Raw genomic sequence first — 24557 nt, 5'->3', positions numbered from 1 at the left:
CGATGAAGGCCTCGAAGTTTTCGGACGCCCAGAAGGCGTTCATTCTCAAGCAGGGTGCCGACGGCTTGCCGGTCGCGGAGATCTGCCGCAAGGCCGGAATCAGCCAGGCGACCTATTTCAACTGGAAGAGCAAGTATGACGGTCTGCTGCCGACCGAGATGCGGCGGTTGAAGCAGCTCGAGGACGAGAATGCCAAGCTGAAGAAGCTGGTGGCCGATCTGTCGCTCGACAAGGAGATGCTGCAGGACGTGATCCGCCGAAAGCTATGAAGCCTGGTCGGAAGCGCAAGCTGGTCGACGAGGTTCGCGGTGAGTGGCAAGTCTCGATCCGCAAGGCTTGCGAAGCCCTCGAGTTCGACCGGTCGACCTACCATTACAAATCGCGGCGCTCCGGCCAGGCTGCCCTCGAACATCGGATCAAGAAGATCTGTCATGCACGCGTTCGCTACGGCTATCGCCGTGTCCACGTTCTGCTCCGCCGCGAGGGCTGGCACCACGGCCAGAACCAGACGCGGCGCGTCTATCGCGAGTTGGGCTTGCAACTGCGCAACAAAACGCCGAAGCGCCGGGGCAAGGCCAAGCTGCGCGATGATCGCCGGCCGGCGACTCGGTCGAACGAGACCTGGGCGATGGATTTTGTTCACGATCAGTTGGCGACGGGACACAAGCTGCGCGTGCTCACGATCGTCGATATCTTCTCCCGCTTCTCACCGGCGCTGCAGCCTCGGTTCACCTTCCGCGGCAGCGACGTCGTGGCGATCCTGGAAACGGCCTGTAAGGAAGTGGGCTTCCCGGCGACGATCCGCGTCGATCAGGGCAGCGAGTTCGTGTCGCGCGATCTTGACCTGTGGGCCTACCAGCGCGGCGTCACGCTGGACTTCTCGCGGCCCGGCAAGCCTGCCGACAATGCCTTCATCGAAGCTTTCAACGGTCGCTTCCGGGCCGAATGCCTCAACGCCCACTGGTTCCTCAGCCTTGCGGACGCCCAGGAAAAGGTAGAGACTTGGCGCAGATACTACAATGAAGAACGCCCGCATGGGGCAGTCGGCAACAGGCCGCCGATTTTACTGCACAACCGCGATGGCGCCACCAGCCCGCCACCGTGAAAGAAGCGCAAAACTCTAGTTCTGGGTGGTCCAAAGTTCGGTCTCGCTGCACGTGAAAGAAACCGTCTCTCTTGAACGAACCGGGCAGCGCTTCCATAATCTAGTCGCTGGCTTGGAGCGGATGTTCGCGCACCAAGACGGAGTGACCGTGGCTTCCTCCTTACGGTTGCCCGACAAGGACACCGGGCGGCTTCGCGAACATGACGTGGTGATTATCCGTCATACCCATCACGGGGCGAACCTGACCGCCATTGAGTGCAGGGACCAAGGGCGAAAGGTGGGAGTTCCTCAGATCGAGGCCTTCGCTAAGAAGTGCGAAAAGACCGGGATCCATCACGGAATCGTAGTTGCTGCGAACGGCTTTACAAGAACGGCTCGCACCAAGGCTAAAGCGCTGAACCTGACGTGCATGGATTTGGCCGAGGCGGAATCCTTTGAATGGATTGGTACTGTCACCATCATCGGCCAATTCTACAACTTCACCGCGGTCGACGCCCGCGTTCGCGTGGTGGAAGATGAGCGAAAGGTCACGAATCCATCCACGGTCTATACGCCTGACGGCTTGCCCTACACCGGCGAGGGTATTCAATCCCACATCATCGACAAACTGCCCCCCGAGGTCCGTAACTCGACCAAACGCCAGACCTTCAACGGTCAAGTCATTGTTCTGATGGATGGATTCTTCGTTGTCGACAATCTGAGCCAGCGCTTCCAAGTGAAGGATATCATATTCACTTATGTACTGGAGATTGAAGTCACGGAACGCCCGATCACCCTCCATCACTACCTGGGTGAAAACGCAGCGCTGGAAATCGCGTCCGGACAAATCACGTTCTCCGGTGGGCAATCCACGGTGGCATTCGTCAAATCGAAGGACGGCGTGGTGGGCTACGTCGTTTCAACGTGCGGGTTGAACCATGGAGTGAAGATCGGCGATCTGCCGGAACGGCGCCTCAGCTAGATTCTAGCTAAGTCGTCAGCTAACGGCTGCTAGCTCCAGCCACTGGCCAAGTAAGAAATGACGGACCCTCAGGATTCTGGCGCTAGAGCTCGTATCTCTCGAAGCTATTCGCAGGGGATCTGGCGGCTTTCGGCGGCCCTGCGACCGATAAAGCGGTCGCAGGGCTATTTGCGCGGAGCAGAGAAAAGATAAATTCTTGAAGTTCGCCACGTCCGGCGCGGCATGGGGCGCCCGAACTCATTATTATTCAGCGGTGGCTAAGGCGGGGCCGAGAGCTGGGCCGACCCCGATGTCCTCTGTCACCGCAAACGCGGGGACTGACCTATGCCTTTCATCGATCGCCGAAGCTAAGCGGCCAGAGTAACTGCGCTAACCTGAATTAGACGGTGGGGCGGTGTGAGATCGAGAGCGCTGATGAGATCCGCGAACGCATCGCAAGTTCGGGGCGCCTGCGCCGACGACTTCCTCTATCGATGAGATCCGTAGGATGACGCAGCTTGTGCCGATCGTGGCCGCCCGACATCTCGCCGCTTTCCCGCGCCATATCCGATAGAACGAAGCAATCCTGCTGGTTCGCTGCAAGATACGCACTTGCCGTTCTGCTAGCGCCGCGCGATTTACGCCAGCGACTCTCGCTGACGCGCGTCACGTTGCGCTTTGAAAGCAGCGACGAAGACCTCAAGGCCGGCCGAGGTTAAACCGTTCTCAGTGACGAGGCCCAGCTGCATGAGGTTGGCCGTCTCGATCAGACTGTCGCCCTGCGTGGAACCTCCGCCGAACAGTTTAATGACAATTCTCTGCTCCCTGCGAGTTAGCTTGTTCCAGAGCGTCAAGTCGGGCATCCCAAATGCCTCACGCGAATCGCTTCACGACACTGATGAATTAGCCGATCGCCCCGAGGCGAAATCGTGGCAGCGGCCTCAACGCTGTGAGGCTGGGTTTTCTGTAGATGCCCCGGATGGTACCGAGCTCGCGAGGCGCCGATGATGGTCGAGCACCCGCTCTAGAAAATACGTGTTCGCTTGCCAACACCTTGCGCGCGAGCCGACTGGCGTAAGCGGGAAGTGGCGGAATGCGTAGAAGATTCTCGGCGAGTGAACACGCCGGGGCCTTTTCGTTTAACGCTGATGGCCTAGTCCAACTCCAAGGCTCCGAGCCTTCTGTCTCAACGAGCCTTCGGATCGCTTCATCAACTTCGAGAACTTGGCCACGCGGGTGCGGGCCTTGGAATGTGCTTTGAGGAGCTTGACGTCGTCCTTGGTGTACTCTTTGCGTTTGCTTTTCGTCTTTTTGGTCACTTAATCTTCTCCAGGGTAATCGGGGTGCCGGCTTAGGGTGCTCATGCGAATGGTCAAGCACTTGCTCCATCCCGGTGCTTGCGGTTCTTCGCTTCCGGTATCGGTTGCCACTATCCAGTGGTTGCCCCAACGCACGATCGAATCGATCCGTCCGATGCCGGGGACTGTGTCCCCGCGGATTGCCATCCGAACGCCATCGGGTCCTTCGAGAACCGCCGTTCCGCCTCGAACGTCCAACACCGCCCAACCCGCAATGGTTGTCGGTCTTGTCTCCGGCGTAGGCGCTGGAGGTGTGCTGGTGGGGGCTATCGAGCCGGTCACCGTCGTGTCCGCTTGGACAGCCGCGGAGGCGGTGTCCCCAGAGCCAAGAGAAGGGCGAACCGCATCTGACCAAGCGGCGGCGGTCTTGGCGGAAATGGCCGCTCCGGTTGCTGAAACCGCCCCTACGGTTGGCGGCCGTCGCATAGCAAGAGGCGATGCCGCCTTTCGCAGGCTTTCGCCGCTGCCGCCAGACTTTGTTTCGGCAGTTCGACGCGAAGGCGTTTGTGCTTGAGTGGTCGGACTGAGGGACCAGAGAGCCACGGAGCTGTACCATCCAAAGCCACCAGCCCATCCCGCGCCAAAGCCCACAACCAGCGCGCCCACGACCAGCCAAGTGGTGCTATTTCGCTCGCCGTTCGTCTTCAGGAGCGCCCGAACCTCGTCTCGATCAGGATTGGAGAAATCCCCGGGGTCCAGCATCACGGGAGGCATCGGTACTTCGCTGCTGCTTGCAGTAACCTGATGCAATCGCATGATCGAATCTCTGGTGGCTCACCGATGATTAGGCTCGGAACTAAATCAACCCTTAACAACCACTCGATCTCAACGAATAATGACCGAAACGGTCCGCGCGCAGGTGCACGCCCAAACCGCCAAGACGTCAGTTGCGTTACGTTTGAGAGACTACCTCTGATCTTGCTAAGCCATGACCGGCTGAGCTATTCTTCGACGCGTTTCTAGAGCCGCGAGCGGCTCGATTGAGTTATTTTGATGCATTTTGAAGGAGGGATCAGCGTGAACAAATTATCGGGTTTAGTGTGCGCGACTCTTTTCGTATTTTCCATCGCACCGTCATACGCGGACGATATTCTCGAACTCAATCGAAGCTTCATTGAGAAGTACAAGAACCGCCTAACGATCTCCGCACAATACATCGTCGATGCGGCGCATAAGAGGCCGAATCCGGGCAGCAAGGACGGTGATATGCACGTCGCGGGCCGGGCGCCGGAGATTGGCTTGGCTACTGTCGCTGAAATTCAAAATGCCAAGAGTGTCCCCGCGGCCGTCGATGCAATACACGCAGTCGAGGGGACTGGCCAAAGCATTGCTCTCTCCGGCGTCTGGCGCATCTGGCCGGAGCACGGCGGCGACAACAGCCATATTCAACAGTCTGGAGCTGGGGCTCCGTACGAGGGACCCGCGCCCACCAATCCGCCGCACGTGTTTGAGGTCCATCCGATCCTTAATCTCGGCGGTCAAGACCTTCGCGACACTCTCCAGCCGATCGCGGGCTATGAGGAGAAAGAGGCTGAGGATGCGTTTTCGCGGTACGAGCGGAGCACGTTTGAAATCACGCCATCGGAGGATCGCGTTCGTCTCCGCATGCGCATGGTTGGCTTCAACTACGTGAAGTTCATGCTCAAGCTTCGCAAACGATTCCACCGAGAGGAAGACGGTGAGTTTGTCTCTGCGGCTATCTATTCGGCTAAGGAAGACGAACAAGAACTCTTGGTTCATGATCGCCGAGTTGGTTTCGTCGCAGGCACCGCACCCGACGAGAAGCAGAAGTCACTGCAGGTCGGCGACTGCATGCTCGTGCTCGGAATTCCGCGAGTGGACCTTGCCTTGGTCTCCTGGCGCATCCGCCATGGCGGCGATGCGCTGCGCTGGTCAATGCCCTACGAGATCATCGCAGTCGGTGTTTACGATGACGCGCCTTCACAATGCGGCGACTAAGCTGGCATCCGCGAGAGCGCGCCTGGCTTGGGACCGATCGCGTCACCTCGCTGCTTTCGGTCCGCTGCAGATCTGTTTGCGATAGTTGTCTTTCTCATCGCCCCAGCGAGGATGCGAGGGAAGCGCGACGACGCCGTCGTCGATGCGCGGTATGAACCAACGCCAGCACGTCGTGTTCTCAATACATCGATCGCTGGGCTAGCGAAGGCCGCGACATTCCGGTTTTTACATACTCGCGCGATCAGGTCCGAGCCGCGTTCGAGCGTCATGAATGCCCGAACAAACATCGCCTGGCTGAGCTCATTGCGAAGCACATTCCGGCGTTCGAGCGATACGTTCCGCCACCTCGCAAGCCGTGGATGAGCGAGGATCGCCGGATGGGTCTATTCGATGCGGCGGCGTTGGGACTTGTGTTCTTTCAGTCGATCGACAACGAGGCTGGTAATTGAGTGTGGAAGGAGTGCGCTTCGCGTCAAACGTGCAATTTCTCCTTTGCTTACCCATAAAAAAGGGCATCAAATTGTAACGGGCGTAATTGCGCGCCTGATAGCTGTCCACAAAACGGCGACGCACCGACGTCTCCGTTTCCTCAACTGGCAGCATCAATGCCATCGGCAGGCACCGCAGAGACGGCGCTGCGGTTGTGCACTACCCCTGCGCTAGATTCGCTGACGTAGCTATTCCTAAACGGCGAGGTTCGTGCTCGTCGCATTAATTATTATGCCGGAGCGAATGGCTCGCGAACCGGTCAGGCCAAAAACAAAGACTTAATAAGCGTGTGGGCCTGGTGGCAACCCGGGAGGAACGCTATGCAAAATCAATTTCTTCTGTTTGAGGGCTTCGACGCTAACAACACTGCAGGTCTGTGGGTAACCGACGGGACGGCCCCCGGGACGCACGAACTCACTGGGATCAACGGCGCAAATCCGGGCGGGCTTTCGCCGAGGTACATAACAGTATTTGACGGCAAGATCCTGTTTAGTGGATTCAATGCAAACGGGGCCGTTGGTCTGTGGGTAACTGACGGAACGGCGGTCGGTACACACGAGCTTACTGGCATCAGCGGCGCGAATTCGAACGGCCTCTTTTCGACTGTGAACCCGGATTTTACAGCCTTTGACGGCCAGGTTCTGTTCAGTGGTGTCAATGCGAACGGTGTCAAAGGTCTATGGATGACCAACGGGACGGCCGCAGGTACGCATGAAATCACCGGCATCAGCGGCGCGAATCTCGCAGGTGTCAATCCTTCGGTTATGACAGTTTTCGGCGACGAAGTGCTCTTCTTCGGCTCCGATGAGAGCGGCAGCCAAGGCTTGTGGGTCACTGACGGGACGTCGGTAGGTACGCACGAACTCATTGGCATCAGCGGCAGTCACCTAGCCGTTTTCAATGACCAGGCGCTGTTTGAGAGCAAAGATGCGAACGGCAACTTAAATCTTTGGGTGACCGACGGGACCGTGGTCGGTACGCACGAGCTTACCGGCATCAGCGGCGCGAATTCGGGTGGCCTCTTTTCGAATGTTGGCAACCCCGATCCCGATTTCACCATCTATAACGGTAAAGTTCTGTTCAATGGCCTCAATGCGAGCGGGGTCTTTGGTCTGTGGGTCACCGACGGAACGGCGGTCGGTACGCACGAGATCACCGGAATCAGCGGCGCCTATTCCAACGGGCTTAGTCCTCGCAACATGACCATTGTTAACAACAAGGTCGTGTTCATTGGCGGAGATGCAAACGGGCAGTTTGACCTGTGGGTCACCGACGGTACGGCGGCCGGCACCCACCAACTGACATCCGGCGGGCTGTGGCCAAGCATTGAGGGTAACGCAAACTTTGCCAGCTTCAATGGCCATGTGTTTTTCAATCCGACCAAAGACTTTGGCTTGTGGGTGACCGACGGAACGTCAGCGGGAACACATGAACTGACCGGGATTTCCGGGGCATATCCCGGATTTCTTAATCCGCTATTCCTGACGGCTTTCACTTCCGGCGGCACCACAACTGACCAGATCAGTCCCTACATCTTCGACAATACCGTCTTCGATCAAACCAGCGACACCGCTCCGCTGGTGCCGTGGTTCTATTTTTTCAGCATCGGCGCGACATTCTTAACGGCCGGTGATTACAGTGCCGCCAGCGCAAGTTATCCAGGTCCCGGCTCACCGCAAACAATGGGCCTCATTGCACCGACGACGTTTGACTTCGGCTCTCCGGCATTTACCTCGTTCTCGAATCTGGAGGCCGCTTATCCGTTCGGGACTTACACTGTCACGGCCGTTGGAAATCAGATCAGCTCCACAAGCAGCGTCTCGTATCAGGCAAACTATTTCACTAGCGCGGTCCCGTTCGTAACGAACTATAGCAGTCTGAACGGGTTCAATCCTGCCAACGATTTCACGGTGCATTACAACTCATTCGCGCCCGATGCCCACGTGACAACTGGCTTTACATTTCTCACTATCTGGAATGCTACCACTCATCAGGTCGTTTTTCAGGACGACTTTCAAAGCTCCTCGTCTACGACAGCCCTGATCCCGGCAAACACACTTTCTCCAAATACGAACTACACCTTCGAGTTAGATTTTTCAGACCGCTTGGTTGTCGGTTCTAGCACGCAAGGGTTTGATATGCGCACCGATGGGTCCTTCACGACCGGGCCCATTGTCCAAACTAATCACGCGCCGCTGATTGACAAGGCGCACTCGATTATCGCCGCGACGATCAATGAACTTCCGAACGTTACAGGAAGCCTCGCGCTTGACATCGCGAACGGAGCAATTGCGTTCACCGATGCGGATCTTGGTGACAGGCCGACGGCCAGCGTTGTCCATCAGACCGTAACGTACCAGGATTCACTAGGACATGTCTTCCGCTGCTCGACGATCAATTGTTTAATTTCGAGAAGGCTTTTTTGCTTGTGCCAGATTCGGCCAACAGTAACAACGGCAAGATCGACTGGGGCTACACGATCGCAGACAACGCACTTGATTTCCTAAACGGGGATGAAACGTTGATCGTAACGTCGGCGGTCCAGGTCAACGACAGCCATGGCGGCATAGCCAACCAAGATGTCGCCGTGACGATTCATGGATCGAGTGATCTGAAAGCGTCGCCTGATTCTGCGCTCGTGCAAAAGGGCCATTCGATCATCGGCAATGTGCTTGCCAACGATACTGACCCGGACATTCACCACGCATTGCATGTGACCGAGGTCAAATTCGGGACTAAGACCGTCACGGTTGCGCCCAACAGCTCCGCAACCATTCCGGGCGCATTCGGCGCGCTCACGTTCGATGCATTTGGAAATTACACTTACACAGAGACAGAACCGTTAAGGTCGGCCACGAGCAGCGGCGCCGTAGATACATTTACGTACACCGTTGATGACGGTCATCACGGGCAAGCAATTTCCAGTTTGAGTATTACGGTAACTAGCAGCCCGCCGCCCGCAGAATCTATCTCATATGGAGTTGATTATCGCGTTCATTCTGGGACCGCCACTACTGGCGTGGACCTGTCGGCGATTTCGGACTACGACGGATTTGGACAATATAGCCACAATGGGGGCACACAGTTCGTTGGTACTTATTTGGGGACCAGCCCAGACAGTGGCTATATTAGAACTAATCCTGACGCTGGCCTGTTTGAACACAATGATCTATCCATCGTTTCTGTTTTCGAACGGAACCCGACAAAAGAATCAACCTCTCACAATTGGCGCGAGCACTCAAGGTGTCGACTTGGACACTGCCCTGACTCAGCACTTTGGTCAGTGGGGTCACTGGATAGTTTGAGTACCAGTGGTGTGAACACACGATCAGAGGTCCATAAAATTACTCACTGACCTGCATAAGAATCTTGCTCGGCCTGAATGACTTGTATTTCTTTTTCCACGCTGGTGGCCTGGTCGAATTCGAGGGACGAAATCGAGGTAACAATTGGTAGCGTACTCATGCGCGAACCAACTTCAAGCGACCCCTCATAACTTACGTCTATAAACTTCCAAGCGGTGAGGGGCACGAGGAGCTCGGTCTGGAACCGAGAGGCACCATTTAAAATTCTTAGACCACCCGTGGTATAAAATGACTGTTCCACGAGAGCGGCCGGAACGGGTGTGGGATCGCCATCACAGCCAGTGGTTTGCTGCATCCACGCGTCATTTTGCAGATTAAGAGAATAGGTCAGCGCGCATCCTCGATCCGCTGGAGATGTTAGTGAGCTTGTCGCGGAATTGATCTCATCAAAGTAGAATCCTTTGTCGTGATTTGAGACAAAGAGTCGCCTTTGAATGCGGCCTTCAGGATAGTGCGCCTTTTCGATGTCAGTTAATTTTATCTCCGATACAGTCCATTGGCTTGGATACCAGAAAGACACTCCAAATTCCGCATCCATGTACCTGCTCATTCCAGGTACTCCAACGACATCTTTATTTGATGGCGTCGAGCGTAAAACAACTGAATATGATCCAAGCGGGGGAGTCGACGTTTGCCTACAGCAAACTGGCTGCTTCATTGCGCCAAACAAATAAGTAAAGATGAGGAGGAGAGGCAAAAGGACGAGCCATGATGAGAATGGCCGTCTGAAGCCTGCTATTGCGCCAATCAAGAGGGCAGCTGGGAAAAGGAGAAGAGAAAGGGAGAATAGGTCCAGAGTAAGCGGGGCAGCGAGGCCCATCAGATTGTTTGTGCGTAGACCTGTGAGCGCCGTTAGAAGAGTCATCTTCTGCAAGGGTGCTCACAATGGACGACCATTCGGACGACATAAGACGACCGTTGTCACCGCGCATAGAAGTGTACGCCGGCGGCGGCCGGAAACAGTGGCCAGATGATTTGAAGGCGCAGATTGTCGCGGACAGTCTCGAGCCGGGCGCGATCGTAACAGATGTCGCACGTCGCCATGGCTGCCGGCCCCAGCAGGTGCATGACTGGCGGCGCCGGGCGCGTTCAGGTCAACTGGTGCTGCCAGCTGCGGCGGGAGCACTGTCGTTTGTGCCGTTGGTGTCGGAATCGTCGCCATCGGTGGCTGCAGCTCCCTCCGGGTCGCCGGAAGCAGCCGTTGTGACGGTTGAGCTCCATGGGGCACGAGTTGAGGTGCGAGGGACGCCTGGCCTTGCCGTGTTGAGTGATGTGTTTGTTGCGTTGCGCCGGACACGTTCATGCTGACGGCTCCTGCTGGCCTCATGATTTACGTTGCGACCCGACCTGTAGACTTCAGGAAGGGCGCGGATGGCCTGGCGCTGTTGGCGAAGGAGACGCTGGGCCACGATCCGATGAAGGGCGTGGCGGTGGTCTTCCGTGCGAAGCGCGCTGATCGGGTGAAGATCGTTGTCTGGGATGGTAGTGGCCTCGTGCTGTATTGGAAGCGGCTTGAGGGCAGCGCCTTCAAGTGGCCGCCGGTCGTTGACGGCGTCATGCGAATGAACGCCGCGCAGTTGTCCGCGCTTCTAGCCGGCATGGATTGGACACGCATGCATGCGCCTCGAATCCCGCAGCCGAAAGCGCTTGCGTAGGACATAAAATCTTCGCTGCATCGGGGCGCGAAGCATGGCAGACTCGGGCCAATGAGTGATTTGCCTGATGAGCTGCCGAGCGATCCAGCCGAGTTGCGTGCCTTTGCCGCGGCTCTGCTGGATCGCTGCGCCAGGCTCGAGCGGTTGCTCAAGCTTGCAAAAGACGCGCAGTTCGGTCGATCCTCGGAAAAGCTTGACGCTGATCAGCTCCAGCTTGTTCTGGAGGATATCGATCAGGCTGTCGCGGCTCTCGAGGCAGCCGAGGACCGCGCCAATCCCAAAGCACGCGAGAAGAGAGCTGCCGAGCGCAGGGCCAATCGTGGCAAGCTGCCGGAGCATTTGCCGCGCATCATCGAGACCCTGATGCCCGCTGCAACCTGCTGCCCGTGCTGCGCAGGCGACCTTTTTGAGATCGGTCACGATGAGAGCCAGAGGCTGGACGTCGTACCGGCGCAGTATCGCGTCATCGTCACCCGCCGCCCCAAACTGGCCTGCCGCGCCTGTCACGGCGTCGTCCTCCAGCATGCTGCTCCCGAGCGATTGATCAGGGGAGGACTGCCGACCGAGCGGCTCGTCGCGCATGTGATCGACGCCAAGTATCATTGGCATTTGCCGCTCTACCGCCAGGCGCAGATGCTGACGACGCACGGTATCGCCATCGACCGTTCCACGCTTGCCTTCTGGGTCGGCTACGCCGCCCAGGAGTTGAAACCCCTGTGGCATCGTCTGCGCGAGATTCTGCTCGCCTCCTCGAAGCTCTGTGTCGATGAGACGCCGGCACCGGTGCTGGATCCGGGGCGCGGCAGGACCAAGACCGGCTACTTCTGGGCGCTCTCGCGCGATGACAGGCCCTGGGCCGGGCCTGATCCGCCCGGAGTAGTTTATGCCTATGCACCGGGCCGTGGAGCCGTTCATGGCTTGCAGCTGCTTGAGGGCTTTCGCGGCATCATCCACTGCGACGGTTATCAGGCTTACAAGACTATGATCCGAGAGACGCGTGGGGACGCCTTGTCCGGGACGCTCGCCTTCTGCTGGTCGCATCTGAGGCGCCAGTTTGTGAAGATCGAGCGCGAGGCCGCTCCGGCGCCAGCTCCAGTTGCCCGCGAGGCTCTTGAGCGCATCGCCCAACTTTACGCGGTCGAAAAAGCGCTCCGCGGCCGATCAGATGTCGAGCGCCGTGCTGGCAGGCAGGCGCATGCCCGACCTCTGGCTACAGCCTTGAAGCAGTGGTTTGAGGCCAAGCTTGATCACCTTGCACAGAAGAGCGACACGGCGAAGGCCTTGCGTTACGCGCTGCGTCATTGGGACGGCTTGACGCTCTATCTTGATGACGGGCGCATCGAGATGGACACGAACGCTGTCGAGCGTGCGATGCGGCCGATCAAGCTCAACGCCAAGAACTCCCTTTTTGCCGGTTGCGACGAGGGCGCCGAGAATTGGGCAGTTCTGGCTTCGTTAATCGAGACCTGTAAGCTCAATGGCGTCAGTGCCGAGCATTGGCTCGCTGATGTTCTCGCGAAACTCGTCAATGGTTGGCCTGCGGCGCGACTGGACGAACTGCTCCCTTGGGCGTCGATCTACACGATGCATGCACACGATCCGAGGCTGGCGGCATGAGCCTGAACACGACCGCGGTCCGGATCAAGGTAACTCTCAAGGATGTGAAGCCGGAGGTGATGCGTCGCCTTGTCGTACCCGTCACCCTGCGCCTTGATCGGTTGCATCTGACGCTTCAGGAGGCATTCGGCTGGACGAACAGTCACCTCTTCGAGTTCTTCGCTGGTGAGGCACATTGGGGGATTCCCGACCCCGACAATGATTACGGCCACCAGCCCATGGATGCCCGTAAAGCGCGGCTTTGCGATATCGTTCGAGAGACCGGCGCCAAGACGATCCACTATCTCTATGACTTCGGCGACAGCTGGGACCATGTGATCAAGCTCGAAAAATGGTTCGACAACACTACGACGGAGGGCATGCCCTTCCTGCTCGAGGCCGCCGGTCGTTGTCCTCCGGAAGACGTCGGCGGTGCGCCAGGCTATGCCGAATACCTCGACGCCATCAGCGACGCTGCTCATCCGGAGCACGAACATATGCGCCGCTGGGGCCCGGAGCGGTTCGATCCCAACGTGATCGACATCAAGGCGCTCGAGGCCGCCGTCAACGCTTTGTCCGACACATGGAAACCGCGGCGACGCGCCACGCGAACAAAATAGACGTCAAGCGCCATTAAAAAGGGCCGCAGAGCTACGCTTACGGTCCAGATCTATTCCGTTGCCGAGAAGCACGCCAACTCCAATAAAATAAATCGCGGGAACAAAGAGCAAGACCCAGACCAGAGCCAAGATTCTCCGCCAACTGCTTCGATCGGAGCCGTCGAATATATCGGAAGACATGTGTCGATTGTAGCATGTAAGGGCAGGTTTGTGGGCCGGCAAAACAGTCGGCTAATCCTTCTTCCCGGTTTGCGCGATTTCATGAACAGTCCGTTTTGCTCATTGAGCTGTTGGTGAATCGAACGGTCCTGCGTTCCCGCTTCCGGCCGGCAGCGCAGGAGGAGGCGAGGCTCGCTACGCCGTGTAACCGACCCATTCTCCATTGTACGAATCGGGGGGCGGAATTCTCAATTGCCCGGAAAGCTCGACCTGAGGTATAGCCCACCGACAGAGCACGTCCTCGCCAGCGCACAAATTACCACTGCGGTCGAGTGAAGCTTCCGGTATATCGATGTATATCCAATCCGGACACCCATGGCAGGTAATTTCATAGTTTCCAATCTTCACAAGACGGATACTCGAAATATGCTGGGTTCTGTATTCGTCGTACAGGAACGGATAGAATTTATCAGACGGCATGCCCTGGTACGGCTTCCACGCCGCGGGCGCGCTCAGGCCAAGTCTACTCAGCCCCACCCAAGAACTTAAGTACCCTAGCTTCCAATGGGCAAAAAAGTTGGCCCGTAGCAAGTAGAACTTGATCGCTCCCGCTCTGCAATTTAGATAATACTCTTCTAAGTCAGGACGCCCTTCTCTGTACTTCCCGAAGTCACTCATGATGTCCATCAATTCGGGGAGGCGTTTTTCGCATTTTGCTCGGTCGCGAAACGTATTGCGCAACGCTTCGGGGGCACTCTTTATGAATTCGTCGGCACCAACGCCCGCAATGTGCTCCTTGTCAAACCTCCTCGTTACCTCTTGTACAAGAGAGATGAGCTGATCGGACGATTGAGGCCACTTAACCCCGATTTTATCGCCCTTCTTGAAATTCCTCATAGTCGCATCAAGCGACGCTTCGTCTACAGAAAGGACGCCTGTAACGACTACCGATGGAGTAGTTTCATTGACACCCATCGGGGACCCTCCTCATGGACAAGAAGACTCTAGCCACGATGCTTCGTTCGGATCTTTGCTCGAGCTTGAATCGAAGACCCACGCCTTCGGCAGCGCAAAAACAAGCGTAATCCTAGCTCACGGCGTGGTTGTAGTCATCTTGATTCCGATCGACTGGAGGCCTGTTGCTTTGCCTTGTGCTCGATAAGAGCGACACGGCCCTTCGAAGTTAAGAGCGCAATACAGTTGCGTAAGATCGCCTGACCGATCTGCTCGATGGAAGCGCCCGAACCGCGTTCAACCTACGAGCGGACCTATAAGTCGCGGATGACGAGGCCTTCCGGATATGTGCCCATGTCTTCCGGCCGTTTCGACACCTCGTGCTTCGGTGGTGTCTCGCAGCCATCTTCGACCGGCTCCCGCCGGTGAGCTCGCTGAGGGAGCTTGCGCCGACCGAGAATCAATTTCTTTCGCCTGGCAGCACTTGTAGATTCTGCACCCATAGGAGGATTACATGGGTCGCTGGGAACCGTCGCCTACAACGACGATTGGGTCATCGCTGCGGTGAACAAGATACCATTCGTGTCGCTTACCAAGACCACTCAAGAGCATCCGCTGTTGTATGTGCTGAAGAAAAGTTTTACCTGTGTGGGTGTCCGTCCCGTCGATGCGCGTGAGAACCACGCTGGTCTATACGAAGGCAATGGTGCGAGCGGTCGTAAAGGACTATGCGACCGTAGAGGGTTTTTTTCGGGTCTACCCGACCGAACTCGATCCCGCGCAAGTCTTTCTGTCGCCTGCGTGCAGAGTTGAAGGGACACGTACAACAGCGATTCCTGGTCCTAGCGTTCTTGTTCAGACGGAAAATGTCATTGCTTGGGAGCTCATTGATGCCACCGCAAGCGAGTGCTGGAAGATCCACTATGGCAACAAGCCGCCTTGTCTCTGTCCTTCGGAGGAAGTCAAAGTCAACTACATGGCGCGAATGAATGTGGAGCGGCACGACGGAGACAGGTACCAGCTGTGCCCGGCGGACAGGTAGCGCTTCACTACTCCTGCGGACAACGGACTAGGATTTCATGCTCAATCGAGCTGCCACAACTCGGGATCTCTGGTCGCAAAATTGAGGCCCGCATTCCCGCGGGCCTTTCCTAAACGCTCTACCCCTGAGGCAGGGACGATCTAGATCTTCTATTCTTGTGCGGCGATTTCAGCCTTCGTATGGCGCTTTCGCTTCGGAGTAGAAAACGCCTCCAACTCTTGCGCGGCTTGTTCTCGAAGGGCCGTCAGTTCAATCCCGATCTTCTCTTGCTGGTCGAGCAGGAACGCAAAGGTTCTGCTCTCGGCTACGGCGTGAACTCTTCAGACGTTCGCTTTTGGGGTGGGCTTTCTAATGGCAGGTCGCAGGCGGCGTGCCGTACAGATTGTCCACGAAACAGGCGTCGCCGCGATAGCACCGGCTCGACTTCTTACTTCACTGAGGCCCGTGACTTCGATGCTGCGTCATAGATCTCGATCTTCAGCATCGGATATTTTGCAAGCAAGTCCGTGGCCGCCTTCTTTGCCGCTGCCTCATCAATGAACTGTTTTGAACTGCCCGTCGCCTATCATCGCGTAGCCGCTCGTTGGCACGATGTCGGCGCGCTTGTCGAGTTGCGTATCTTCAACGCGGGACTTGGGCTTCTTCATTTCGCGGCTCAGATTCCAAGGAGGGCTGAGCTGTCCTTTCGGGAAGCTGGGCCAGAAGTATCCGGTTACGCTGCTTAGCCGCCTGAGTCCCAAGGTGATCGGTGGCCGCCTGCTCCTGAGCGGTCTCGCTCAGGATTCAAAAACGCTATCATTTCCCTTCGGTCCCACGACGGTCTCACGCCGCGGGAATTGCTGCGTATGATAGCGCGGCTCGCGCTCGCGTGGAGCGGGGCGTTCGGACGGATCGCGGCCGAGCTTGGATTGCAGCTCGACGAGATCGGTGAAGACGTCGGCCTGGCGGCGCAGCTCGTCGGCGATCATCGGCGGCTGGCTGGCGATGGTCGAGACCACCGTGACCCGCACGCCGCGGCGCTGGACGGCCTCGACCAGGGAGCGGAAGTCGCCGTCACCGGAGAACAGCACCATCTGGTCGATGTGCTCGGCGAGGTCCATGGCATCCACGGCAAGCTCGATGTCCATGTTGCCCTTGACCTTGCGGCGGCCGGAGGCGTCGATGAACTCCTTGGTCGCCTTGGTGACGACGGTGTAGCCGTTGTAGTCCAGCCAGTCGATCAGGGGGCGGATCGAGGAGTATTCCTGGTCCTCGATGATGGCGGTGTAGTAGAACGCGCGCAACAGCGTGCCGCGGCTCTGAAATTCGTTCAGCAGGCGCTTGTAGTCGATGTCGAAACCGAGCGTCTTTGCCGTCGCGTAAAGATTCGCCCCATCAATAAAGAGCGCAATCTTGCTGGGAGAAGACATGAGCGTGATCTCCGGAGGAGGACGTGCCGTGCTGCGGGGGGCGTATATGTGAACCCGCCAATGAGGCGGCACTTCTAAAAACTTTCATTAAAGCCGGACCTCCGATGCTATACCGAGGTCCTTTAACCTTCAAACAATTTTGCAGCAGCCAAGAGTAATTCAAACACCTCATTCGAGCGAAAATTCCCCCCGGGCGCATAAAAAGGGGTGTCGGCACCTGTGGATCGGGTCAGGCATTTCGACTATTCTCAGACCGTCCCTCGCTCTTTCGCAGCGCAATGCCTGACCAACTCAAAATCTTTGATATCGCCTTAGAACGGCGAGGCCGAAGGTGGACCTGGCGCGTGTGCACCTGCGAAGAGAGGATCGTGATGTCGGGTCGGGAGAACAGCCGCGCCGCCGCCAGATACAAAGCAGCTAGGGCGCTTTTTCTGTTGCTGCTCTCGGCCTCCTATGGGTCGACTAGATTGATTACCTCGGGCAGAGGTCGAGGACACTCGTCACCCCGGTCACAGCGGGGAATGGCCTCGTAGCGCTTGCTGCCAGGCTTTGCAAACTCGGCGGCTCCCAAACTCCAATAGGCCACTTAGGGCTAAAACGGGCCAGTGCCGGTGCTGTTCTAGTTAGGATACCGGTAGAGGCAGATCAGACAGTTCAGAACGCAACGCCGCCAAGCACGTGGCTCAAAACCTCGGTCTGACGATGGGTCGCACCCGCAATCAATTTCCGTTTTTCATTAAATTCCTTTTCGTATTTTACGAAAGTAAAGCAGGTGTTGCGCTTGTATGGGTGAAACAACAAACGCAAGCTGTCGGGGAGCGTGCAGTCGGACAGCTATCTCTCACCTGATGTGAACAGCTTCATACGCATGCTCGTCAGTTCTTCGTACAAGATCAAATGATGAATACTGAGATTCAATTTAAGGAGGTCACGCAATGCCGGGCTTTTTTTCTGGCTACGAGATAGTTGCCGAGACCAAGAACTTCCTCGTCACCTGCGAAGACGATCCAGGCGCCCGGCAGCGTGCTCAAAGCATCGGAGCAACCTGCGAAGCGGACCTATTTAGGCTCAATCAGCTTTTCAGTACGAACTTCGCAGCGGGAATGAGCTCGCCGCATTCCATTTGGGTCGTCGTCTTGAAAGATGACCCGTCAGCGACTGCCAATGGCTGGAACTATGGCTACGAGACCGAAGAGAGCAGTCAAATCTGGATACGGCGAGCGTTCACGGCCCCTCCGCCTCCACCTCCATCGCTCTTCCCTCCAGATCCGCCACCCCTCAGTGGTCCAGATCTGAATGCCGCGGTCATTGAGTTCCCGAGATTCGTCTTCGTGGCGGAGCTGGCCGAAATCCTGATGGGGTTCACCGGCTACGGATGGGACGCGGGCGCATCACCGGGAGAAGGTCTGTCGAACTTGCTGGGCGCGCTTCTGCATCCGCGAGGCTACTATGATGCCGGTCAGGGGCCCCGAATCAATCAGTGGCTGAACGGTGGGAGCGGTAACTCGCCGCGCTTCGACTTCGTAACGACAACCAAGAATACCGACCAAGATATCTACTCCTACGGTTGTGCAATACTGTTCATCAATTATCTCGTCTACCAGCGCGGGATTCCGTTAGAGAAGGTTATTCGCGCGGGAGGCAGCACTCTCGCGGAGACCTATTCGCGTGTAACTGGAGAGCCAGCCAGTGCCGCTTACCCGGCATTCAACGCGCTTCTTGCGGCGCATATTCGCAACTCCACAACGAACAGCATGCGACGGGATAACATCTTCCCGCTGCTTGATGCGGCGCATCGCAGCATTCAGACCACGCAAGGTGACCCCATCGACAAAGGTCACTTCGACGAGCCCAACTCGACCTCCTTCGTGGTGAAGCCCGGACTGATGTGCCCGCCGTCTGCTTTCGACTTCTTCAAGCACGAGCAAATGGTAGAGCAGCCCATCTTCGCTGTAGCGCGAGGGATGGCGAACGCAAGATTCAATTGGAGCATTGATGATGTTCCGGCACCGGTGCACGGGAGCTGGACACAGCTTACGGTCAACAGTCCACTTACGATCAAGAATCCGGATGGCACTGTGACTACTGTCGCCAACACGACGACTTTACTCTATGGCATCCTCGATGTCTGGAATGCGAGCGTGCTCTATCTGAAGACATTGAATCGGAATGGAAACACCGATCTGAGCGTAAAGGTGTTTGCACGAGAGGCGGTCGAGCTCGACGGTGATGTTTCCGCTGAAGAGTCTGTAAGCCTGACTACAGTGACTTGGTCAGCTGGAGAGAAGCTCAAAGACGCACGTAAGAGATGTAACCCTTTCTATGCGGAGGTAAACGATTCGCTGTGGCATTTGACCGAGAAGCTGAGTGACCTGAAGAACAGGCCTGATCCACCATATGAGCGAGCAGTCCGGGAGATCGTCCACGAGGTGGAACGACTCCAGAAAGCGGTTGTTCGCTACTCCCACGCGGGCGGGCAGACACGATCGGAGACCTGGCGCCAGCTCGGCAACCGGGGGGAGCTGCGCTCGATTGACCCGGTTTCTTCGCCCTTGAGTTTGTCGCGTATGCGACTGCCTTCGGTAACGCACGGACAAGATCGCGAACGTTCCGAGACTGAGTAGGTACTCGCTTGCGCATAGCGCGTTTGGCGAGCAGTGCCATCCGCTTCATTTGAGCTTACAGTGCGTGTAATCTAAAAACTTCAGGCCCGCATTCCCGCGGGCCTTTTCTCTCTCGATAGTCCAATATTCTATCTTGCGCCTTCACCTGATGTACCAGCGCAAGGTCGACTTGTTTTTTCTGGCGTGGCTTTTTGGCTGTTGAGAAGGCGGCCTCCTCTGCCTTCAGTTGCTGACGGATTTGATCGAGTTCGCGCGGTGCGACCTCGAAACCGATCTCCTGAAGCTTGGCGATTCCTTTAGTGGTGAGATGCAGTGCTTGTGCCGACCACTGATACAGCCTCGGACTTTCCAATCGACTGCGGTGTACCTGGATGAATTTATTTGGTTCGCGCTTGAGGAGATTGAGCCGCGATTACCGCGCTGTAGGAGCGTCTCGTGAGCGCGGCGATATCTTCTGCCGTCAGAACGGTGTAGCGTCCAAGGCACTTGAGGATTTCAATATCGCCAGCGACGTTCGGTCGAACGGATACGACCTGACCGTCACGTCTAATGGGATTTGTGGACCACCGAGAGTTCATGGAGCATAGCTACAACGCCTTAGAAGGCGAAAATAGACGGCAGCTACGTGGGATCTAGCTCACTCGTGATGCACTATGTGGCACACCGTACAAGCGAGGCTGGGAGACAATTATTTGTGAGAGCTATTTGTAGTGGTCAGCACCACGCTTCCACTTAGCGGGTTTACTGGGGTCACCGTTGCTTTGTTGTGGAGCTGAAGTTTCAGCTGGGGAAGCACTGTCCTCGGTTGATGCTGCTCTCAATAGCGTTCCCGTTGCTGCGATCGGAGGAGGAGAAGTGGCACCCTGAAGCGGCTCGTGCTCTTGCTCTTCGTGCGTTTCGGCCTCGCGCCCGTCAACACTGAAGAGAGTACGATTGCGCTCTAACATCTTTCGATGTTGATGCTCCGTCATCTGTGACTCACGGAGAAATGGTTGCCAGGGCACGGACACCGACGCAGGATTTCTCATCAGGTTGCGAACGAAACAAGCGAACACCGCGTGTGTGTTTATTTTTCGTTGTGCCCTGATAAATTCTGGATCGCATCGAAGGCCGTTGGATACATACTTGGTCGCCGTCGGCGTTGACGTCAAATGCATATTCTTTTTCGAGATATTTGCTGATTTCCTTTTCGTAGCATTCCTCTGAGCAAAACCAGTATTCGGTGAACGTGACTCTGCCCGTCTCATCGAGATTGGAATATTTTGAATCGACTGCACGGCGACGCTGGGGTGTTCCGCAACTAAGACATCTGTCCTTTGTGAAGCGCATGGCGGCCTCCGAGGAGGCGGCCAGCGTTCGACCAGTGTTGGATGCTGGCCTCGTCGGGCCGCCCGCTCCCTTAGGAGCTGTCGGTGCTGGCCATCGCACGCTTCTCAAGCCAGTCGATGATCTCATCCTCCCACCAGACGATTGGTGAATTCCGGTGATCCGACAGTTTGAAGCTGGACGGAAATTTTCCGCAATCTTCCAAGCGTGCTAAATGAGTTCGTGAATAAGGAACACCGAATTGCCCGCGAAGTCGTTTGAACGTAACCACTGCTTTACCAGTCATGCGTCGTACTCCTGTTGGAGCCGTGCGCACGGCTGTTAAGTCAGCCGACGAGGAGAGCTTATCCGAAGCGCTCGTTAACCGCGCAATTTTTTCACATGAGCTTCGAGCTGTTGCAGCGCGGAGCGTTGTGCAGGTAGGTAACGGTACCTGTCGCATCGAGTGACGATCGGTGGTAGCCTCGTAATCTCGCATCGCGAAAAGCGTCTCGAGCCGGGCCGGCCAACTAACAGGACGCTTTCGTTTAGGCAATGGCATATCGCGCGCTTGATCGGTCTAAGATTTCTGCAATTGGCAGGAATAAACAAGCTGATCCATATTGAATTCAGGAGCCTTGTCTTTTCGCCGATCCGCCATCGCCGTCTGAGTGCACGACCAGGCGTTACGTGGCATACGCTGTCGATCTCTGGGGAGTCGCGCACGCGACCTACGAGCTAGAATGCAGCGACGACGCCGATGCGAGACGTCGATCATTGAAATTCCTCGAAGCGCATCCGGTGGTCGAGCTCTGGAGCGGCCCGCGGCGAATCGCAAGGCTTACTGTGGATGGGCCGGGGCAAACGGAGCATGGGGCCGCGCCCCATGAAGGGCGTGGAGCTCGAAAAATCTCAGAAAGACATGGCGCGTGAGCAGCTCGGCCCGCTCGTCGCCGGACTAAGGCGCGCATAGCCCGCAAGTACCGGAGAACACGCGACGGTTATTCATAACTTCCGATATGTTATGTGCGCCGTCGCAAACGGAATGCCCGCACGTCCAGCACTCCCGCGCACGATGCAGGCGCGATCGTCGATTGCATAGAACCAATCGTCGAAGTTCAGCTTGAAAGATTTGCCCCCGAGTTGCGGGGTGTCGCGGGTGTACTTCCAATGAAAGGCGCAACCTGCTTGCTCACCTATTGCATCGCCTTCAAGTCGGTTTTCCAATCCAGTGTACCTACCCTCGTCGCCCTTTCGTATCGTCCAATGCAATGTGTCAGAATGTCCGTCATCAAATGTGTAAGTCTCGGTGAATAGAACGATTTGCGTGTCTGACTCGAATTCACCGTGGGCCGCGATTGTCGCGCGCTTCAGCAACCCGCCCACCAGACTTTCTACCACCGCCCAACCTTCGATCCGTCCCAGAAAAAATTGCTCGGGAAGAAATATCGGCCTTGTCCCTTTGAAATCGTCGATTGCCATCGGCGGACCCGCTCCGGAATGCTCCCGAAAGCTAATCCACCTGTTACCAATCGGTTCCGATCGGCACTGCACAGAACGACGGGCCTCGCGTTCTGAAGCAACGCGGCCGTGCGACAATTACGACCGAAGAACTCCTTAGGCCCCGGATCAATGGGAGCCTACGAACATTCCTCGCTCTGCGGCGTCATATTAGCAGCCGGAGCAGCTCATGGGCCATCGGGAAGAACTTCAAAGGAGCTGCAACATCAACTCGAACTGGCCAGCCGCGCGACCGTCCTGATCAGGGATGAGGCGACGGCGGAGCGTCTGGCAAGCTTCGCAGATGAGATCAAGGGCAGGCTCGATCAGCTCCATGCTGCCATGCTAGGCGAGCAAACCAGCAGGCCCGCTTTCGAGGCCGCGCCTCATTGGGAGGTTCACATGACGCATGCCTACGAGGACGATATCCGAGCACGCGCGTATAAGCTCTGGGAAGAAGCCGGCAAGCCCGAAGGGCGTATGGATGAGTTCTGGTACGAGGCCGAGCGGCAGATCAAAGCAGAGCAGGTCAAGCACGAGCTTAAAACACCCGATACCCTCTGAGCCGTAGGACTTCCTACGCAACTACTAATTTTTTTACGTGAGCTTCGAGCTTTTGCAGCGCAGCGCGTTTCTCGGGCAGGTAATCATACCTGTCGTAAATCTCGTCGAGGTCAGTTGTGCCCCCACCGGTCACGTGGTTGAGCATGATCTCTGCGATCTCGCGCGATATTCCGAGGCGCGCGAGCATGGATCGGAAGGTCCGCCGAAGATCGCGCACCTGCCATCCAGTCACACCGGATCGCTTGTCGATCTCCTTTTTCAGTTTACCCCACGAGCCATCGTTGAAGCTGCGGCTAAGGACGACCGGGGTGACCAGTTCGAGATTGACAGCAATGAACGCAGCTTGCGGTTGGCAATTACCGCCTTCGGCGGTATCCTCTCCCTGGTTATTTCCGACGTCACGCCCTCGAAGCGCCGAGACGCTTCGTTGAGGCTGCTGTTCGACAGCAATCCAATGCCGATGTGGGCGTTGGACGCCGAGACGATGGCCTTTGTGAAAGTTAACGACGCAGCGGTGCAACATTACGGTTACGCGCGCGAGACCTTCCTGCGGATGAAAGTTCACGAGATCTGGCCAAAGGACGAGTGGCTCAGCTATACGCAAGCGCTGCGGGACGTCGACGATACTTACCAGTCCGAACATCACTGGCGTCACGTGAAAGCCGATGGCAGCGAGATTTGTGTGCTTACCTTCGGGCGACGCCTCATGCTTGAGGAGCGTGAGGGCTACCTGATCGCAGTGGTCGACATCACCGCACGGCGCAAGGCCGAGGCCCGCATTGCTCATATGGCGCTCCACGATGGATTGACTAACCTGCCCAACCGCGCGCTCCACCAGGAGCGGCTTGGCGAGGCGCTCGAAGGCAGCAATGCCGCCGGCAAACGCGTCGCGGTGCTGTGCATCGACCTTGACCTCTTCAAGAACGTCAATGACACCTTTGGCCATCCTATGGGAGATCGCCTGCTCACGAAGGTCGCCGACCGGCTGCGCTCGCAAGTAGCCGGCAAGAATCTGGCGGCACGGCTTGGTGGCGACGAGTTTGCGGTTATCCTGGCTGACGACATGTCACCGAAGCAGGCGAGCGACTTCGCCGCCGGGCTGATCGAGATATTGAGTGTGCCTTATGAGATCGACGGCAATGACGTGATGATCGGCGCCTCGATCGGAATTGCGCTCTCACCAGGCGACGGTACGAGTAGCGAGGAACTAATGCGCAACGCCGACATGGCGCTCTATCGCGCCAAAGAAGATGGCCGCGGCACGCAACGTTTCTTCGAGCGCGAGATGGATCACCAGGTACAGCGGCGCCGCGAACTGGAGCTCGACCTGCGCCGCGCCTTTGCCAATGGCGAGTTCGAGCTGCACTACCAGCCCCTGATCGACCTCGCGCGCGACAAGATCTCAGGTTTTGAGGCGCTCCTGCGCTGGCACCATCCGGAGAAGGGCATGATCTCGCCGGCGGAGTTCATTCCGGTGGCAGAAGACATCGGACTGATCGTCTCGCTCGGCGAGTGGGTACTCCGCCAAGGCTGCAACGAAGCGGTGAAGTGGCCGTCCGAAGTCAAGCTCGCGGTCAACCTGTCGCCGGCACAATTCCGTAACCGCAATCTGGTCCAGGTGGTGATCTCAGCCTTGGCCAATTCGGGCCTGCCGCCCAAGCGGCTCGAGCTCGAAATAACCGAGTCAGTGTTCCTCGCGGAGACTGAAGCCAATCTCGCGATCCTGCACCAGCTGCGCGAGCTCGGGGTCTCCATCGCCATGGACGATTTTGGAACAGGTTATTCCAGTCTGAGCTACTTGCGCAGCTTTCCGTTCGACAAGATCAAGATCGATCGCTCCTTTGTGAAGGATCTTGCCAAACGTTCCGACTGCGCCGCCATCGTGCGCGCGATCTCGGGCCTCGGGCGTAGCC

At 57.1% G+C, this 24557-nt stretch carries 20 protein-coding genes; 12 read left to right on the top strand and 8 right to left on the bottom strand.

The window, feature by feature from the left end:
- Nucleotides 1-2: 2 nt before the first annotated feature.
- A protein-coding gene (locus tag E4K65_RS42575) for an IS3 family transposase (protein WP_135179189.1) occupies nt 3-1105 on the top strand; the annotation gives its coding sequence in 2 pieces (ribosomal slippage) (nt 3-264 and nt 264-1105; 1104 coding nt in all).
- A 52-nt stretch (nt 1106-1157) separates the two neighbouring features.
- The gene (locus E4K65_RS42570; protein ID WP_135179188.1) at nt 1158-2066 is read left to right on the top strand and encodes a restriction endonuclease; all 909 of its coding nucleotides are present in this window, start codon (nt 1158-1160) and stop codon (nt 2064-2066) included.
- 617 nt (nt 2067-2683) lie between these two features.
- On the opposite strand, the gene E4K65_RS42565 is transcribed toward E4K65_RS42570, so the two are convergent.
- Nucleotides 2684-2899, bottom strand: a complete 216-nt coding sequence (locus E4K65_RS42565) for a hypothetical protein (RefSeq protein WP_135179187.1) — start codon at nt 2897-2899, stop codon at nt 2684-2686.
- Nucleotides 2900-4420: 1521 nt separating this feature from the next.
- Between E4K65_RS42565 and E4K65_RS42555 the strand changes: the two genes are divergently transcribed.
- From E4K65_RS42555 to E4K65_RS42545, 3 genes are all read left to right on the top strand, one after another.
- Nucleotides 4421-5362 (top strand): hypothetical protein, encoded by a 942-nt coding sequence (locus E4K65_RS42555; protein ID WP_135179185.1) that lies wholly within the window; start codon nt 4421-4423, stop codon nt 5360-5362.
- A gap of 809 nt (nt 5363-6171) precedes the next feature.
- Entirely contained in the window at nt 6172-8358 is a 2187-nt protein-coding gene (locus E4K65_RS42550) for a PQQ-binding-like beta-propeller repeat protein (protein ID WP_135179184.1), read from the top strand.
- Nucleotides 8250-9206 carry an Ig-like domain-containing protein gene (locus tag E4K65_RS42545; protein WP_167771602.1) on the top strand — a complete coding sequence of 319 codons (957 nt, stop codon included), beginning with the start codon at nt 8250-8252 and terminating at the stop codon, nt 9204-9206. Before E4K65_RS42550 ends, E4K65_RS42545 begins: the two co-directional genes overlap by 109 nt.
- Here the strand turns inward: E4K65_RS42545 and E4K65_RS42540 are convergent.
- Nucleotides 9200-9766 carry a hypothetical protein gene (locus E4K65_RS42540; RefSeq protein ID WP_135179182.1) on the bottom strand — a complete coding sequence of 189 codons (567 nt, stop codon included), beginning with the start codon at nt 9764-9766 and terminating at the stop codon, nt 9200-9202. The genes E4K65_RS42545 and E4K65_RS42540 overlap by 7 nt on opposite strands.
- A gap of 335 nt (nt 9767-10101) precedes the next feature.
- Between E4K65_RS42540 and tnpA the strand changes: the two genes are divergently transcribed.
- Genes tnpA through E4K65_RS42520 form a run of 4 tightly spaced genes read left to right on the top strand, consistent with a single transcriptional unit; the run spans nt 10102 to nt 13087 of the window.
- Nucleotides 10102-10524, top strand: a complete 423-nt coding sequence (gene tnpA / locus E4K65_RS42535; RefSeq protein WP_135179181.1) for an IS66-like element accessory protein TnpA — start codon at nt 10102-10104, stop codon at nt 10522-10524.
- The gene (gene tnpB, locus E4K65_RS42530) at nt 10518-10871 is read left to right on the top strand and encodes an IS66 family insertion sequence element accessory protein TnpB (protein ID WP_091898177.1); all 354 of its coding nucleotides are present in this window, start codon (nt 10518-10520) and stop codon (nt 10869-10871) included. The genes tnpA and tnpB overlap by 7 nt, the downstream gene beginning before the upstream one ends.
- Nucleotides 10872-10922: 51 nt before the next feature.
- Complete coding sequence (tnpC, locus tag E4K65_RS42525) at nt 10923-12488, top strand: IS66 family transposase (protein ID WP_135179180.1); 1566 nt, start codon at nt 10923-10925, stop codon at nt 12486-12488.
- Nucleotides 12485-13087 carry a plasmid pRiA4b ORF-3 family protein gene (locus E4K65_RS42520; protein ID WP_135179179.1) on the top strand — a complete coding sequence of 201 codons (603 nt, stop codon included), beginning with the start codon at nt 12485-12487 and terminating at the stop codon, nt 13085-13087. The genes tnpC and E4K65_RS42520 overlap by 4 nt, the downstream gene beginning before the upstream one ends.
- Nucleotides 13088-13441: 354 nt before the next feature.
- On the opposite strand, the gene E4K65_RS42515 is transcribed toward E4K65_RS42520, so the two are convergent.
- Nucleotides 13442-14221 (bottom strand): hypothetical protein, encoded by a 780-nt coding sequence (locus E4K65_RS42515; protein ID WP_135179178.1) that lies wholly within the window; start codon nt 14219-14221, stop codon nt 13442-13444.
- 1797 nt (nt 14222-16018) lie between these two features.
- Nucleotides 16019-16651, bottom strand: coding sequence for a LabA-like NYN domain-containing protein (locus E4K65_RS42505; protein ID WP_135179177.1), 633 nt, complete (start codon nt 16649-16651; stop codon nt 16019-16021).
- Between the two features lie 935 nt (nt 16652-17586).
- Here E4K65_RS42505 and E4K65_RS42500 point away from each other — a divergent pair.
- Entirely contained in the window at nt 17587-19275 is a 1689-nt protein-coding gene (locus E4K65_RS42500; protein WP_135179176.1) for a hypothetical protein, read from the top strand.
- A 55-nt stretch (nt 19276-19330) separates the two neighbouring features.
- Here E4K65_RS42500 and E4K65_RS42495 read toward each other — a convergent pair whose 3' ends face one another.
- The 4 genes from E4K65_RS42495 to E4K65_RS42480 form a co-directional block, all read right to left on the bottom strand.
- Nucleotides 19331-19627 carry a hypothetical protein gene (locus E4K65_RS42495; RefSeq protein ID WP_135179175.1) on the bottom strand — a complete coding sequence of 99 codons (297 nt, stop codon included), beginning with the start codon at nt 19625-19627 and terminating at the stop codon, nt 19331-19333.
- Nucleotides 19628-20253: 626 nt separating this feature from the next.
- Nucleotides 20254-20604 (bottom strand): hypothetical protein, encoded by a 351-nt coding sequence (locus tag E4K65_RS42490; RefSeq protein WP_135179174.1) that lies wholly within the window; start codon nt 20602-20604, stop codon nt 20254-20256.
- Nucleotides 20605-20674: 70 nt separating this feature from the next.
- Nucleotides 20675-20887 carry a helix-turn-helix transcriptional regulator gene (locus tag E4K65_RS42485; RefSeq protein WP_135179173.1) on the bottom strand — a complete coding sequence of 71 codons (213 nt, stop codon included), beginning with the start codon at nt 20885-20887 and terminating at the stop codon, nt 20675-20677.
- 698 nt (nt 20888-21585) lie between these two features.
- Complete coding sequence (locus tag E4K65_RS42480; RefSeq protein WP_135179172.1) at nt 21586-22062, bottom strand: DUF3833 family protein; 477 nt, start codon at nt 22060-22062, stop codon at nt 21586-21588.
- 150 nt (nt 22063-22212) lie between these two features.
- On the opposite strand from E4K65_RS42480, the gene E4K65_RS49140 reads away from it, so the two are divergent.
- Together E4K65_RS49140 and E4K65_RS42470 are read left to right on the top strand one after the other, a co-directional pair.
- The gene (locus E4K65_RS49140) at nt 22213-22644 is read left to right on the top strand and encodes a DUF2934 domain-containing protein (protein ID WP_235885977.1); all 432 of its coding nucleotides are present in this window, start codon (nt 22213-22215) and stop codon (nt 22642-22644) included.
- A 37-nt stretch (nt 22645-22681) separates the two neighbouring features.
- Nucleotides 22682-24557 (top strand): putative bifunctional diguanylate cyclase/phosphodiesterase (locus tag E4K65_RS42470; protein WP_135179171.1); only part of this gene is annotated, 1876 nt, incomplete at its 3' end.

Origin of the sequence: Bradyrhizobium niftali (genome assembly GCF_004571025.1) — a bacterium.
In the GTDB taxonomy this organism is placed as follows: domain Bacteria; phylum Pseudomonadota; class Alphaproteobacteria; order Rhizobiales; family Xanthobacteraceae; genus Bradyrhizobium; species Bradyrhizobium niftali.
Note: the sequence above shows the minus strand (reverse complement) of the source record. Positions and strands in the feature narration are given on the sequence as shown.